The sequence below is a fragment of the Cryptosporangium sp. NPDC048952 genome (assembly GCF_043197895.1).
Taxonomy (GTDB): Bacteria; Actinomycetota; Actinomycetes; order Mycobacteriales; family Cryptosporangiaceae; genus Cryptosporangium.
Genome location: NZ_JBICTY010000003.1, coordinates 1,116,420 through 1,130,477, shown reverse-complemented (window position 1 = coordinate 1,130,477; position 14,058 = coordinate 1,116,420). Strand labels below are relative to the sequence as shown.

General features: G+C 70.0%; 14 protein-coding genes. 6 read left to right on the top strand and 8 right to left on the bottom strand.

Annotated features, from left to right (window positions below; genetic code table 11):
* Positions 1-53: 53 nt before the first annotated feature.
* The gene (locus ACGFY5_RS21310; RefSeq protein ID WP_392722123.1) at positions 54-857 is read left to right on the top strand and encodes a DUF1684 domain-containing protein; all 804 of its coding nucleotides are present in this window, start codon (positions 54-56) and stop codon (positions 855-857) included.
* A gap of 45 nt (positions 858-902) precedes the next feature.
* On the opposite strand, the gene ACGFY5_RS21305 is transcribed toward ACGFY5_RS21310, so the two are convergent.
* Both ACGFY5_RS21305 and ACGFY5_RS21300 read right to left on the bottom strand, forming a co-directional pair.
* Positions 903-1,169: a hypothetical protein gene (locus ACGFY5_RS21305; protein WP_392722122.1), complete on the bottom strand. Its 267-nt coding sequence runs from the start codon at positions 1,167-1,169 to the stop codon at positions 903-905.
* A 61-nt stretch (positions 1,170-1,230) separates the two neighbouring features.
* Positions 1,231-1,755: an AAA family ATPase gene (locus tag ACGFY5_RS21300; protein WP_392722121.1), complete on the bottom strand. Its 525-nt coding sequence runs from the start codon at positions 1,753-1,755 to the stop codon at positions 1,231-1,233.
* 59 nt (positions 1,756-1,814) lie between these two features.
* Here ACGFY5_RS21300 and ACGFY5_RS21295 point away from each other — a divergent pair, with 59 nt between their 5' ends.
* Complete coding sequence (locus tag ACGFY5_RS21295) at positions 1,815-3,113, top strand: M20/M25/M40 family metallo-hydrolase (RefSeq protein WP_392722119.1); 1,299 nt, start codon at positions 1,815-1,817, stop codon at positions 3,111-3,113.
* On the opposite strand, the gene ACGFY5_RS21290 is transcribed toward ACGFY5_RS21295, so the two are convergent.
* Genes ACGFY5_RS21290 through ACGFY5_RS21270 form a run of 5 tightly spaced genes read right to left on the bottom strand, consistent with a single transcriptional unit; the run spans position 3,099 to position 8,692 of the window.
* The gene (locus ACGFY5_RS21290; protein WP_392722116.1) at positions 3,099-4,085 is read right to left on the bottom strand and encodes a nucleoside hydrolase; all 987 of its coding nucleotides are present in this window, start codon (positions 4,083-4,085) and stop codon (positions 3,099-3,101) included. The genes ACGFY5_RS21295 and ACGFY5_RS21290 overlap by 15 nt on opposite strands.
* The gene (locus ACGFY5_RS21285; protein ID WP_392722113.1) at positions 4,082-5,026 is read right to left on the bottom strand and encodes an ABC transporter permease; all 945 of its coding nucleotides are present in this window, start codon (positions 5,024-5,026) and stop codon (positions 4,082-4,084) included. The genes ACGFY5_RS21290 and ACGFY5_RS21285 overlap by 4 nt, the downstream gene beginning before the upstream one ends.
* Positions 5,023-6,108 (bottom strand): ABC transporter permease, encoded by a 1,086-nt coding sequence (locus ACGFY5_RS21280; RefSeq protein ID WP_392722111.1) that lies wholly within the window; start codon positions 6,106-6,108, stop codon positions 5,023-5,025. The genes ACGFY5_RS21285 and ACGFY5_RS21280 overlap by 4 nt, the downstream gene beginning before the upstream one ends.
* Positions 6,108-7,706: an ABC transporter ATP-binding protein gene (locus ACGFY5_RS21275; protein WP_392722109.1), complete on the bottom strand. Its 1,599-nt coding sequence runs from the start codon at positions 7,704-7,706 to the stop codon at positions 6,108-6,110. The genes ACGFY5_RS21280 and ACGFY5_RS21275 overlap by 1 nt, the downstream gene beginning before the upstream one ends.
* Positions 7,703-8,692, bottom strand: coding sequence for a BMP family ABC transporter substrate-binding protein (locus tag ACGFY5_RS21270; protein ID WP_392722107.1), 990 nt, complete (start codon positions 8,690-8,692; stop codon positions 7,703-7,705). Before ACGFY5_RS21270 ends, ACGFY5_RS21275 begins: the two co-directional genes overlap by 4 nt.
* Before the next feature lie 175 nt (positions 8,693-8,867).
* Between ACGFY5_RS21270 and ACGFY5_RS21265 the strand changes: the two genes are divergently transcribed.
* Both ACGFY5_RS21265 and ACGFY5_RS21260 read left to right on the top strand, forming a co-directional pair.
* Positions 8,868-9,587 (top strand): GntR family transcriptional regulator, encoded by a 720-nt coding sequence (locus tag ACGFY5_RS21265; protein WP_392722106.1) that lies wholly within the window; start codon positions 8,868-8,870, stop codon positions 9,585-9,587.
* 27 nt (positions 9,588-9,614) lie between these two features.
* Positions 9,615-10,337, top strand: coding sequence for a class I SAM-dependent DNA methyltransferase (locus ACGFY5_RS21260; RefSeq protein ID WP_392722103.1), 723 nt, complete (start codon positions 9,615-9,617; stop codon positions 10,335-10,337).
* Here ACGFY5_RS21260 and ACGFY5_RS21255 read toward each other — a convergent pair.
* Complete coding sequence (locus tag ACGFY5_RS21255) at positions 10,334-11,296, bottom strand: sulfite exporter TauE/SafE family protein (protein ID WP_392722101.1); 963 nt, start codon at positions 11,294-11,296, stop codon at positions 10,334-10,336. The genes ACGFY5_RS21260 and ACGFY5_RS21255 overlap by 4 nt on opposite strands.
* Positions 11,297-11,445: 149 nt before the next feature.
* On the opposite strand from ACGFY5_RS21255, the gene ACGFY5_RS21250 reads away from it, so the two are divergent.
* Both ACGFY5_RS21250 and ACGFY5_RS21245 read left to right on the top strand, forming a co-directional pair.
* A complete protein-coding gene (locus tag ACGFY5_RS21250) occupies positions 11,446-12,399 on the top strand; it encodes a cyclase family protein (protein ID WP_392722098.1) in 954 nt (317 codons plus the stop codon).
* Positions 12,396-14,054 (top strand): class I adenylate-forming enzyme family protein, encoded by a 1,659-nt coding sequence (locus ACGFY5_RS21245; protein WP_392722096.1) that lies wholly within the window; start codon positions 12,396-12,398, stop codon positions 14,052-14,054. Before ACGFY5_RS21250 ends, ACGFY5_RS21245 begins: the two co-directional genes overlap by 4 nt.
* Positions 14,055-14,058: the final 4 nt, after the last annotated feature.

Sequence of the window (14,058 nt, the reverse complement as noted above, 5' to 3'; positions counted from 1 at the left end):
TGCTTTCGCAATTCGTACTAGGGAAGCTTCCGTGTCGTCGTAGGGAGAGCGCCATGACCGTCGCCGCTGACACCTTCGTCCAGGAATGGGAAGACTGGTATGCCGGTCACCAGCGCATTCTCGGCGACCCGCACGGCTTCCTGGCGATCACCAGCCTCAACTGGCTCGACGAGAATCCGCAGCGGTTCCCCGACGCCCCCGGCGCGTGGTCCACCGGCCCCGACGGCGTCGTCGTGGAGCTCGATCCGGGCGAGTCGCTGGAGGTGGACGGCGAGACCGTCACCGGGCGGCACAGCTTCGGCGTCATCGCCGAGCGCGCGAGCCTGTACCCGAAGGCCGGGGACGCCGTGATCGAGGTCGCCAAGCGGGGCGGGAACGACATCATCCGACCGCGTCACCCGGAGAACCCGCTGCGCGTGGCGTTCGACGGCACGCCGGCGTACGCGCCCGACCAGCGCTGGGTCGCCACCGGCCGGTACACCGCGTTCGACGAGCCGCGGCCGACGACGGTCGGCGCCGCGGTCGAGGGGTTGCAGCACGTGTACGACGCGCCGGGCGAGATCCGGTTCACGCTCGAAGGCCGGGAGCTGACGCTCACCGCGTTCAACGGGTACCAGCCTGGCACGCTCTCCGTCCTCTTCACCGACGCCACCTCCGGCGTGACGACGTACGCGGCGAACCGGTCGCTGTCGGTGGACGCACCGGCCGAGGACGGCACGGTGACGCTCGACTTCAACCGTGCGTCGAACCTGCCGTGCGCCTACACGGACCTGGCCACGTGCCCGCTGCCCCCGGCCGAGAACCGCCTCCCGATCGCCATCGAAGCCGGCGAAAAAATCCCTACCGAACGCTCCTGAGCGAGGCCCGGGGCCGCTCGGAACACGGGCGGCCCCGGACCCCGACTACATCGCCCCCCGCCGACGCTCGATCGACGTGGCGACGCCGGGTAGCCCCGACAGCGCCTCGCTGACCGCGCCGAGGACGTGGTCGGCGTCGTTCCGGTCGGCGAGCCCGTCCGGCGCGCCGACCGCGTGCTCCAGGTACGTCACGAGCGCGGTCAGCGCCTGCGCGGCATACGCCGTCCGTACCGGGCTGTGTGGACCCACCAACGGCCAGTGACCTGCGACGACGGAGTACCCGTCGATGTCGGTCCCGATTTGATCCTCCACTTTCCTCACCATCCGCACTCGTACCGGGAGCGCCCCCGCCGTGTGCCTTTACCCGGTGATGTCAGCTCCACGCCTCTTCGGAGAAGCGGACGTCCTCGTCGGCCAGCACGTCGTCGACCAGGTCGGCGCGGTGCTCCGCCTCCCCCGGCGCAATGTCGACGAGTTCGAACCCGCAGCTCTCGTACGTCGCCCGGTACATCTCCTCGAGCCGCTTGGCCTCCGCGTCGGTCGGCCCGAACAGCGCGACGAAAAACGCCAGCGGCTGGTAGATCCCGCTCTGCACCACCCGGTTGACCTCGGTGCGCAGCGCCCGGGTGACCGGTAAGCCGGAGTGGCGGGCCAGCGCGAGCGTGCAGATCGGCGACCGGTCGTAGACCTGCACGCCGCCGCTGTCGATCGGGATCTGCTGCTGCCGCTCGTGCTGCAGCCGGATCACGGCGTCGACGAAACCCGGGTCGTCGGGCGACTGCTGCGCGATCACGTCGGCGGCGGCTTCCTCGACCACGGAATAGCCGCGCTCCGCCAGGGCGCGAAGAATCGTCGTCTTTCCGCATCCGGGCGCTCCGGTCAGGATGTACCGACGCACACCACCATTCACCCAGTCATCGGCGACAGAAGCAAGCCGCTGTCAGTTAGCTTCGTCCTGTGACCGGAGACCGTGCTGTTCACGAAGTGATCGCGCTCGCGAGTGCATTGATCCGGATCGACACCACCAACCTCGGCGATCCGCACTCCGTCGGTACGGAGCGCACCGCGGCCGAGTACGTCGCCGAGCAGCTCACCGACGCCGGCTACGAGCCCACGTACGTCGAATCCGGCGCCCCCGGCCGGGGCAACGTCGTCGCCCGGCTCCCCGGTGCGGACCCGGGGAAAGGCGCACTGCTGATCCACGGCCATCTCGACGTCGTGCCGGCCGACCCCGCCGAGTGGACGGTCCACCCGTTCTCCGGCGAGGTGCGCGACGGCTACCTCTGGGGCCGCGGCGCCGTCGACATGAAGGGCATGGTCGCGATGGCGCTCGCGGTCGCGCGCCAGTTCCGCCGCGACGGCACGGTGCCCGGTCGCGACCTGGTCTTCGCGTTCCTCGCCGACGAGGAGGCCGGCGGCCGGGTCGGGTCGCAGTGGCTCGTCGACCACCGTCCCGAGCTGTTCGAGGGCGTCACCGAGGCGATCGGCGAGGTCGGCGGCTACTCGGTGACCCTCGGTGGCGAGCGCGCCTACCTGGTCCAGGTCGCCGAGAAGATGTCGTTCGCCCTCAGCCTGTCCGCCCACGGACGCGCCGCGCACGGCTCGATGCTGCACGAGGACAACCCCGTGGCTCGGCTCGCCGATGCGGTGGCCCGCCTCGACCGGCATCGGTTTCCGGTGCTTCTCACCGATCCCGTCCGCGCGTTCCTCACCGGTGCGGCAGACATGCTCCAGATCGACGACGAGCCGAAGGCGACGGTGCGGCACCTCGGCCCGCTCGCCCGCCTGATCGGGGCGACACTCTCCGACACCGCGAACGTCACGATGTTCAACGCCGGTGTGAAGTCCAACGTGGTGCCCTCGGTGGCCCGCGCCGAAGTCGACTGCCGGGTGCTACCCGGGCGCCTGAAGGCGTTCGAACGCGAGATCGTCGAGGTCCTGGGGCCCGGTATCGAGGCGACGTGGCGTCATCTCCCGGCGTGGGAGACGACGTTCGACGGGCCGCTCGTCGAGGCGATGGGCCGCGCGGTCACGGCCGAGGACCCCGGCGCCCGCCTGCTGCCGTACCTGCTGCCGGCCGCCACCGACGCGAAGGCGTTCCAGCGCCTCGGCATCCGGACGTTCGGCTTCACGCCGCTGCGGCTCCCGCCCGACCTGGACTTCTCCGCGCTGTTCCACGGCGTCGACGAGCGGGTGCCCGTCGACGCACTGGAGTTCGGCGTCCGCGTGTTGGAGAAGTTCCTACTCGACGCCTAGGCGGGCGTCGGCGTTCGCGAGGACGTCGGTGAACTCGGCGAGGAACGCAGCCACGTCGACGTCCAGCACGACCTTCGTCATCGGGGCGTCGACCAGCGGGAACGCCGGCAACTCCAGCTCCGCGGTGCGCATCAGGCGGGCGCGGACCGCGTAGCCGTCGTCGCGGACGTTCACCGGGCCGTCGGCCGTGCGCGTGGCCCACTCCGGGTGCAGCAGGATCCCGGCGGCCAGCGGGTCGTGCGCCGAGCAGATCCGCCGGCCCCACTTCTCCTGGTAGAAGTCCAGGTAGTAGCCGAGGATCGCGGAGCAGAACGACGTCACGGGGCCCGGCCGCTCGGCGAGCGTCGCCATGAACTTCTCGTCGAGGATCGCCGGCGTCGTCACGTTGACGCCGACCATCACGATCTCGCTTCGCTCGGCGGCGTAGACCACGGCGGCGGCCTGCGGGTCCGCGTCGACGTTCGCGTCGACCTCGAGGATCGTGCCGGCGGGCTGGTACGGGCCCGAGCCGCCCATGACGACGATCGAGCGGTACCGGGTGAGCACCAGCGGGTCGATCGCGATCGCGTCCGCGAGGTTGGTCATCGCGCCGAGCACCAGCAGGTCGATCTCGCCCGGCCGCTCCTGGCCGATCCGCACCAGCGCGTCCGCGGCCGACTCCTCGGACGGCGTGCTCGGGATCCGCTCGATGCCCAGGTCACCGAGGCCGTCGTAGCCGTGCACGTGGTGGGAGTAGCGCGGCTCCCTACCGGAGATCGGGCCGGGCCGGCCCAGGTGGATCGGCACCCCCTCGACACCGCACAGGCCCAGCACGTGGCCCACGTTGACCGCCGAGTCAGCGGTCGAGCAGTTACCGTGGGTGGCGGTGATCGCGACGAGGTCGACGCCGCCGACCGCGGCGAGGTACACCAGCGTGAGCGCGTCGTCGATACCGGTGTCGGTGTCGACGACCACGGCGCGGCGGGACGTCATCGGGATCCTCCAGTGGCTTCGACGGCAGTGGGTTCGGGCAGCGGATCGGGGCTTCTGCGCTTCCAGCGGGCGGACGTGAGGATCAACGCGATCAGCGTGATGACGTAGGGCGCGGCGTCGGTGGCCTGCTGCGGCAGACCCAGGCCCTGCAGCCGGAACCCGAACGCCTCGGCCGCGCCGAACACGACGCTGGCGGCCAGCACGAGACCTGGGCGCCCGCGTCCGAGCATCACCGCGACGACCGCGACCCACCCCCGGCCCGCGGTCATCTGCTCGCTGAACAGCTGCACGTTGCCGAGGGCGAGCTGAGCGCCGGCCAGGCCGCAGAGCGCGCCCGCGACGAGCACCGCGGTCTGCTGATATCCGTTCACGTTGACGCCGAGGCTACGGGCGGCGTCGGGGTTCTCGCCGATGCCACGCAGGCGTAACCCCGCCGGGTGCCGGGCCAGGAAGAACCCGAGCGCGGGGACCAGCAGGAGGCTGAGCACCACGACCCAGCTGCTGCTCGCGAAGACGTCGCCCAGAATCGGGACGCTGCCGACCCAGGTGTCGCCGAGCCGGCCGAGCCCGGACAGGTCGGGGCTGCTGTAGGTGCCGCTCGTGCCGAGCACGGAGCGCAGCAGGAAGCCGGTGAGGCCCACGGCCAGCAGATTCGTGCCGATCGCGAGCACGATCGGGTCGGCGCGCAGACGGATCGACCCGACGCTCAGGATCGACGCGGTGAGCACACCAGCGCCCACCGCGGCGACGACACCGAGCAGCGCGCTACCGGTCTTGGCGCTGACCGCGACCGCGGTGAAGCAACCGAGCAGCATCTGGCCTTCGAGGCCGATGTTGAACACACCGACGCGGGCGCAGAGCGCACCACCGAGCGCGGCGAGCAGCACCGGGGCGAGCGCGATCAGGACGGCGGCGACGAACCCGAGGTTGAAGACGTTCACCGGGCACCCGCCTTCGTCTTCGCGCGGTAGGCCTGCACCGCGACGATCAGCACGAACGTGATGACGACGCTCGCCTGGATGATCGCCGTCAACTGTCGGGGGATGCCGACGTCGCGTTCCATGCCGGTGCCGCCGACCTGCAGTGCGGTGAACAGCATCGCTCCGGCGAGCAGGCCCGTGGGTCGGCCGGACGCGATCAGCGCGACGGTGACGCCGGTGAACGTGTAGCCGGGGGCGACGAGAGCACCGTCGATGAAGCGGTACGGCGGGCCCGCGACGATCAGCGCGCCGGTGAGGCCCGCGATCGCGCCGCTCGCGGCCAGCGCACCGCTCGTTCGCCGGTTGAGGTTGATGCCGACGTACTCGCCGAAGCGGAGGTTCGCGCCGAGCGTGCGCAGGTCGAGGCCGGTGGCCGTGCGGGCGTCGACGATCCAGTACGCGGCGAACAGGATCACTGCCACGACCAGGCCGATGTTGACGTAGGCGCTGGCCGGCAGGCTGGGCAGGTGCATGGCGTCGGGCAGGCGCGGGGTCTGCGGGATGCCGGTGCCCTTGTCGGTGAGGGGGTAGCGGGCCAGGTACGACGCGAAGCTCACGGCGGGGAATCCGAGGAGCAGCGTCGAGATGATGACCGGGACGCGGCCGAATCTCGCCAGGGGTACCGCGAGGTAGGCCCAGAGCGCGGCGGCTGCTGCGCCCGCGAGGGCGGCGAGGGCGTAGCCGGCCAGGCCCGCGTTCGGGATCGCCATCGCCACGGCGGCGGCCGTGATGCCGCCGAGGACGAGTTGGCCGTCGCCGCCGAGGTTGAACTCCCCCATGCGCAGGGGGATCGCGAAGCTCACGGCCATGCCGAGGATCGGCGCGAACGCCGCCGCCAGATACGGCAGGTTCGTGTCGAGCACGATCCCCCGAAACAAGGCCTCGTACCCGGTGAGCGGATTGGTCCCCGCACTCACCAACACCAGCGCCCCAACCAGGAAGCTCGCCACGAGCGCCGGCAGCGCAGCGCCCGTGGCGGCGCGGCGCGCCACGCTCCTGGCGGTGTCCGCCGCCGTCCGCCGCTCCGGCGCGAGCGTCGCCATCACGGTCGTCCTTCCGTGCCGGCAGAGTCGTCGGCCTCGCCGAGGCCGTCCGGCCTCCCAGGCGCCGCAGGCGCGGCAGGCGCGGCGGGATCGGCCGCGGGCGGTGGGGTCAGCGCGGTCGCTTCCGCGCTCGTGGCGTTGGTCATGGCTTCGCCCAGGCGTTGTTCGGTGAGGTCGGCTCGGTCGACAGCGGCGACGAAGCGGCCGTCGACCATCACGTGCACGCGGTCGGCGAGCGCGATCAGCTCGCTCAGCTCGTTCGAGACCAGCAGGACACCGTGCCCGGCGGCCCGGTAGTCCAGCAACTCCCGGTGGATGTACTCAATCGCACCGATGTCCACGCCCTGCGTCGGGTTCTCCGCCACCAGCAGCGGCGCCCGGTGCTCCAACTCCCGCGCGAGCACGACCTTCTGCGCGTTCCCCCCGGACAGCGACGACACCGTGGCGTCCGGCCCGGCCCCCCGCACGTCGTGCTTCCGCATGAGATCGGCCGCGAACTCCCGCAGCTTCGCCGGTTTCAACCAGCCCTTGCGGTAGTGCCCGACCGCCAAATTCTCGGTGATGCTCAACGACCGCGCCGACCCGACCGCACCCCGGTCCTCCGGCACGTACGCCAGCCCCGCGTCCCGCCGCCGACGAACGTCCGCTCGAGTCACGTCGACCGACGCAATGCGAACGGTGCCGGTCGCGGACCGGAGCCCGACCACGGCCTGCACCAACTCGCTCTGGCCGTTGCCGGCGACGCCGGCGATCCCGACGATCTCCCCGGCCCGCACGGTGAGCCGCTCGACGTGGACCGGCGCCGCGCGCAGATCGGTCACCTCGAGTACGGCCTCCCCCGGCTCGTGAGGAGCGTCGTTCGTCGCGGCCTCGATGTCCCGGCCGGTCATCAGGTGCGCGAGCTTCGCGGGAGTGGTGGCCGACGTGGCGAGCGACTCCACGACCGCGCCCCGGCGCAACACCGTGACCCGGTCGCTGACCTGCATGACCTCGTCGAGCTTGTGCGTCACGAGCGCGATCGCGGTGCCCCGCTCGGTCAACCGCCGCACCGACGTGAACAGCAACGCGGTCTCGGCGGGCGTGAGTACCGCGGTCGGCTCGTCGAGGATCAGCACGTCGGCGCCCCGGTACAGCGCCTTCATGATCTCGACCTGCTGACGCAGCCCCATTGGCAGCGACGAGACGATCGCGGCCGGGTCGAGCGTCGACCCGTACTCCTCGACCAGCGTCGCCACCCGGGCACGTGCGGCGCGCCGGTCGAGGAGCCCCCGCCGGGTCGGCTCGGCGCCGTAGATCACGTTGTCGGTGACCGACAGGCTCTCGAACAGCTGGAAATGCTGGTGGACCATGCCGATCCCGGCGGCGATGGCCGCTTTCGGGGAGTCGAACGTGACTTCCGCGCCCCGGGCCAGGATCTGCCCGGAGTCGGGGCGGACGCTGCCGTAGAGCACGGACATCAGCGTCGACTTGCCGGCGCCGTTCTCACCGACGATCGCGTGCACCTCGCCGGCGCGGAGTTCGAGGTCGACGTCGTCATTCGCGACGACCGGGCCGAACCGCTTGGTGATCCCGGCGAGGCGCACACGATGTTCGGTCATGCCGCTGCGGGGTCCTTGATCACGAGCGAGCCGGAGACGATCTGGTCGCGGACTTCCTTGACCTTGGTGAGCACGTCCTGGTGCTGGGCGATGACGCAGCCGGAGCTCGCCACGTCGGCCTCGAGACCGGTCAGGCCGACGCCGTCCTCCTTGAGGCCGTACTCGGTGACGCCGCCGGGCTTGCCGTCGAAGATCGTCTTCACCGCGTTCTCGATCGCGACGTCGACCCGCTTGATCGCGTTGTCGACGACGACACCCGGCTCCGCGCCGCACTCGTTGACGTCGACGCCGAACGCGTAGAAGCCACCGGCCTTGGCCGCCTGGAAGACACCGGTGTTACCGCCGGAGGAGGCGGCCATCACGTAGTCGACGCCCTTCTGGGCGAGCGTGCCGGCCTGCGCGTTGGCGCGCGCCGGGTCGCTGAACGGGTTGTTGCCCCCGACGAAGAGCGGGGTGAACGTGGCCTTCGGGTTCACCGACTTGGCGCCCTCGCCGAACGGGTCGGTCCAGCGGTGGATGAACGGCGAGTCGAGCGCGGCGACCGCACCGAGCGCGTTCTTCTTGGTGAGCAGACCGGCCTCGACACCGGCGAGGTAGACGGCCTCGTACTCCTTGAACCGGGCGCAGGTGAGGTTCTTCGCGGGGTTCTCGGGGCAGGAGTCGACCTGCAGGAACTGCTGGTCGGGGTTGTCGACCGGTGCGGTCTTCATGAGGTCGTCGAAGTTGAAGCCGATCGCGACGATCAAGTTCGGCTTCGCGTCGATAGCGGCCTGGAGGTTCTGCGAGATGCTCGTGGGGTCCGTGCTCTCGTAGACCTTGACGCTCGCGTTCTGGTCCTTCGCGGCCTTCTGCGAGCCCTCGACGGAGAGCTTCAGGAACGCGTCGACGCCGACGGGGTTCGGGGTGATGACGACGATCGACTTCTTGGCACCATCGGCGCTCGAGCTCGACGACTCGGCGCTGCACCCGGTAGCGCCGACCGCCACGACGGCTGCGCCCAACGTAAGGGCCAATAACTTGGCGTGACGACGTGACCGCATCCTGAGTTCTCCTACCAGCACTGTGGGGTATGCTCCCGGCAGCATACGGGAGTTGATCAGTGATTGAACAACTTCCACGGATGGCTAGGCTAACGCGCGTACGGTTACAACTGGCTGGAGTGTGATCATCACCAGACGTCCGGTGCGCACCGCCGCACTGCCCGAGGTGGTCGCAGCGTCGTTACGGGAGCGCATCGGGGTCGAGTGGTCGACCGGTGACCAGTTGCCCAGCGAGGCGGAACTCGCCGCGGAGTACGCGGTCAGTCGGCACACGATGCGGGCGTCGTTGTTGGCGCTGCAGCGGGCCGGGCTGGTGGAGACGCGGCACGGCGCCGGCACGTTCGTGACGCGGTACAACTCGTCGATCCGGGCCGGGTTGCAGGAGCTGCGCTCGTTGCACGACCTGATCGCGTCGCAGGGACACGAACCCGGCGCTCTGTACCGGTTGCGGGTGCGGCGGGTGATCACCCCCGACGAGGCCTCGCGGCTCGAGCGCAGCCTCGTGTCCGAGGTCTACGAGATCGAGCGCGAGATCACGTCGGACGGGCTGACGGTGGCGTTCGACTACTCGGTGGTTGCCGCGGATGCCTTGCCGGGGGACGTCGAATTGTCGGGGTCCATCTTCGAGCAATACGCCCGCGTGAACGCGCTCCCCGAGCGGGCAGTGGCGCGGGTGCGTGCGGTGCTGGAGCCTTCCGTGGGTTGGGGTGCCGGGCGGAACCCCGACGGCTTGTACCTGCTGCTCGACCAGACGCAGTACCTACCGGGTGGGCGCCCGCTCTCGTGGTCCCGCATCTACTTCCTCGACGAGGGCTTCGAATTCCTCATCGTCCGCAACTGACGACCCGCTCCGGCTACGGTTTCCGCGATGACTGACGACGACGGTTACTTCGGCGCGGCCATAGCCGCAACCTACGACGACCCCACCAGCGACGACTTCCACCCCGACGTGATCGCCGCGATCGCCGACACCCTGGCCGACCTGGCCGGCAACGGCCGGGCGCTGGAGTTCGCGGTGGGCACCGGCCGGATCGCGCTACCGCTGGCAGAACGTGGCATCCACGTGGACGGCATCGAACTCTCCCGCGCCATGGTGGACAAGCTGCGCGCCAAGCCCGGCGCCGCCTCGATCGGCGTCACGGTCGGCGACATGACCACGACCCGCGTCGACGGCAGGTACGACCTCGTCTACCTGGTCTTCAACACGATCATGAACCTCACCACCCAGGACGCCCAGGTCGCGTGCTTCCGCAACGCGGCCGCGCACCTGAACCCCGGCGGGTACTTCCTGATCGAGGTGATGGTCCCGGAACTCCGGCGCCTCCCACCCGGCCAGACGATGGTGCCCTGGCTGGACGAGACCGACCGCTGGGCGTTCGACCGCTACGACACCGCCACCCAGGCAATGAGCTCGAACTACATCGAGCCGGGCGAGTTCCGCTCGATCCCGTTCCGCTACGCCTGGCCGGCCGAACTCGACCTCATGGCCCTACTGGCCGGCCTCCGCTTCCACGCCCGCTGGGAGAACTGGCACCGTTCCCCCTTCACCCACGAGAGCGGAAAGCACGTCAGCATCTGGCAGAAGCCCTAGGCCGACGCGGCGGCCTTCGACGACCCCTCCGGCGACGGCGACACGGGAACCGACCCGTCCTCGGCCGCGGTCACCGCGTCCACCGACTCCTGCGCCTTGTCCGCGAAGTACCGCTTGAACGACCAGGCGATCGCCGCCGCCCACACCAGATAGATCACCGCGTAGAACGCGTACCGCACACCGTCGGACGCGTCGATCCAGTCGCTCTTCAGCAGCGACCGGGTGTTCGTCAGCACGATGACGCCACCGACCAGCGACCCCAACACCCGCGGCGGGATGTGGCGCACCAGCCAGGCCGCGATCGGTGCCGCGATCACACCGCCGAGCAGCAGCGCGGCCACCCAACCGAAGTTGATGACCTCCGAACCCAGCCCGATGAAGAACCCGATGCTCGCCGCCACCGACACGAGGAACTCGCTGGTGTCGATCGATCCGACCACCTTGCGGGGCTGCATCCGGCCGCTGGCCAGGATCGCCGGCGTGCCCACCGGGCCCCAGCCGCCACCGCCCGTGGCGTCGATGAAGCCGGCGAAAATGCCGAGCGGAGCGAGGAACCGCTTGCGCAGCGGGTGGCCGAGCCGGTCCTTGCGGATGCCGAACAGCGTGAAGCGACTCAGCACGTACAGGCCCAGCACGAGCAGGATGATCGCCATCACCGGCGCCGCGACTTCGGTGTCCAGCGACGACAGGAACGTCGCACCCGCGAACGCACCGACCGCGCCGGGGACACCGATCTTCAGGACGACGCCCCAGTCGACGTTCCCGAACCGCCAGTGCGAGGCGCCCGACACGAGCGTCGTGCCGATCTCGGCGAGGTGCACGGTCGCCGAGGCTGCGGCGGCGTTCGTGCCGATCGCGAGCAGCAGTGTCGTCGAGGTGACGCCGTACGCCATCCCGAGGCTGCCGTCGACGAGTTGAGCGCCGAGCCCGACGAGGGCCAGCAGTAGCAGCTTCCGCATGGACGCCTCCGTCGTATCCCTATCGGGCACATAGGTTCGAGCAAGTCTCCGTGCCCTAGTCCATATCGTCAAGGAGCCGTCCGTTGACACAGAGAGTTCGGCATGTGACCGTCAGCACGGTTTCACCGTCGAGACCGGAGGGCCGCCCGATGACCGACGTTCCCGAGATGACCGAATTACTCCGCGACGCCCCGTCCAACTGGGGCCGGTGGGGTGACGACGACGAAGTCGGCGCCCTCAACCACCTCACCGCAGCGGAAGTCCTGCGCGGCGCCGCCCACATCCGCTCCGGCGCCGTCTTCACGCTCCAGCGCCTGATCGGCGACCCGAAGGGCGATCCGGTCTGGCCCGGCCGCGAGCCCGCGAAACGCACGATGATCCTCGACGAGTCGACCTGGGACGGCGACACAGCCCCACAGTTCCCCGGCGGCCTCCACTACGCCGACGACAAGATCGACGCGTTCCTCCAGGGCTCGACGCAGTACGACGCGCTCGGCCACGTCTGGTACGGCGGCAAGATCTGGAACGGCTACGACGCGCGCACCACCGTCGGCGGCCTCGAGAAGGCCAGCGTCCAGCCGATCGCCGACCGCGGTGTCGTCGGCCGGGGCGTTCTGCTCGACCTGGCCCGTTTCCGCGGCAAGGAAAACCTCGACAAGGCCGAGACGTTCACGCACGAGGACCTGGAGGCCTGCGCGAAGGCCCAGGGCCACACGATCGAACCGCACGACATCCTCATCATCCGCACGAACTTCCTGCGGCTGTTCTTCGAGCAGGGCCCGGCGTTCTACGAGGGCTTCTGCGAGCCGGGCCTGACTTACTCCCCCGAACTCGTGCAGTGGTTCCAGGACAAGGAGATCCCGAACCTCGTCACCGACACGATCGCGAACGAGGTCACCGTCGACCCGGTGTCGGGCGTCGCATTGCCGCTGCACTGCGCGTTGATGCGCAACCTCGGCGTCACGCTCACCGAGATCTGTGATCTCGAGAAGCTCGCAAACAGCTGCGCGGAGGACAAGCAGTACACGTTCCTCTACGTCGCCGCCCCGCTGAAAGTCGCCCGGGCGAGCGGCTCACCGGTGAACCCCGTCGCGATCAAATGAGCGCCAAACCGTGGCTCGCGCACTACGGCGAGGGCCGGCCCGCCGAACTCACCCCCGACCACGAGACGATGCTCGACCTGTTCCGCGCTTCACTGGCCCGTGGCCCGTCCACCGAGATCATTCGGTACTTCGACGGCGTCCTCACGATGGCCGAACTCGATCGCACGTCGGACGCTCTGGCGTCGGCATTGCTGGACCGCGGCTTCACCGCGGGCGACCGGCTCGCGCTCTTCGTGCAGAACAACCCGGCGTTCGTGATCGGCCTGGTGGCGGCCTGGAAGGCCGGCGGCGTCGCGGTCGCGATCAACCCGATGAACAAACGCCGGGAACTGACGTACTTGCTCGCCGATTCCGGCGCCTCCGCTCTCCTGTGCCTCGACGACCTCTATATCGACGTCGGGCGAGCGGTCGTCGCGTCCGGCGAGACGGACGTCCGGATCGTGATCACCGCCTCGGCGCTCGACCGGCAACGCCGTATCGACCCGCGGCTGTTCGCCCACGTCACCAAGCCGGTCGTCGAGGACGCGAGCGACCTGGAGACCCTGCTCGAGCAGTACCACGGGCGCACACCGCCACCGGCCGACCCCTCCCCCGACGACGTCGCGATCCTCACCTACACCTCGGGCACGACCGGCGTCCCGAAGGGCGCGCTGAACACGCACCGGAACCTGGCGTTCAACGCGCAGACCTACCGGGACTGGATGGCGCTCACCCCCGACGACCGGATCCTCGGCGTCGCGCCGCTGTTCCACATCACGGGGCTGGTGGGGCACGTCGGGGTCGCGTTGCTGCTGCCGGCGCCGCTGATCCTCGCCCACCGCTTCCACCCGGGCGTCGTCCTGGACGCGATCCGCGAGCACCGGCCCACGTTCACCGTCGCGGCGATCACGGTGTTCATCAGCCTCGCCGACCAGCCCGACGCCACGAAGGACGACTTCGCGTCGCTGACGATCGCCTACTCGGGCGGTGCGCCGATCGCCCCGGCGGTGCGTGACCGGATCGCCGTCGCGACCGGGCTGAACATCCACAACATCTACGGGCTCACCGAGACGAACTCACCCTCCCACGGCGTGCCCTACGGCGCGACGACGCCGGTCGACCCCACGTCCGGCGCGCTCTCGGTCGGGGTGCCGGTGTTCAACACGGTGGTCCGCGTGCTCGGTGAGGACGGCGAGGAGGTGCCGGTCGGCGAGATCGGGGAGTTCGCGATCCGCGGCCCGCAGGTCGTGCCGGGGTACTGGAACAAACCCGACGCCACCGCCGAGTCGATCCCCGGCGGAGAGCTCCGTACCGGCGACGTCGGTTTCATGGACGAGGACGGCTGGTTCTACCTGGTCGACCGCAAGAAGGACATGATCAACGCGGCCGGGTACAAGGTGTGGCCGCGCGAGGTCGAGGACGTGCTCTACGCGCACCCGGCCGTGCGCGAGGCCGCGGTGGTCGGCGTCCCCGACGAGTACCGCGGCGAGACCGTCAAAGCGTTCGTGTCGCTGCTCCCCGGCGCCGCGGCGACGCCGGAGGAACTCGTCGCCTACTGCAAGGCGAACATGGCCGCCTACAAGTACCCCCGCACCGTCGAACTCGTCGACGACCTGCCCAAGACGACCACCGGAAAGATCCTCCGGCGCGAACTCCGACCTTCCCGGTCGGATTAGCATG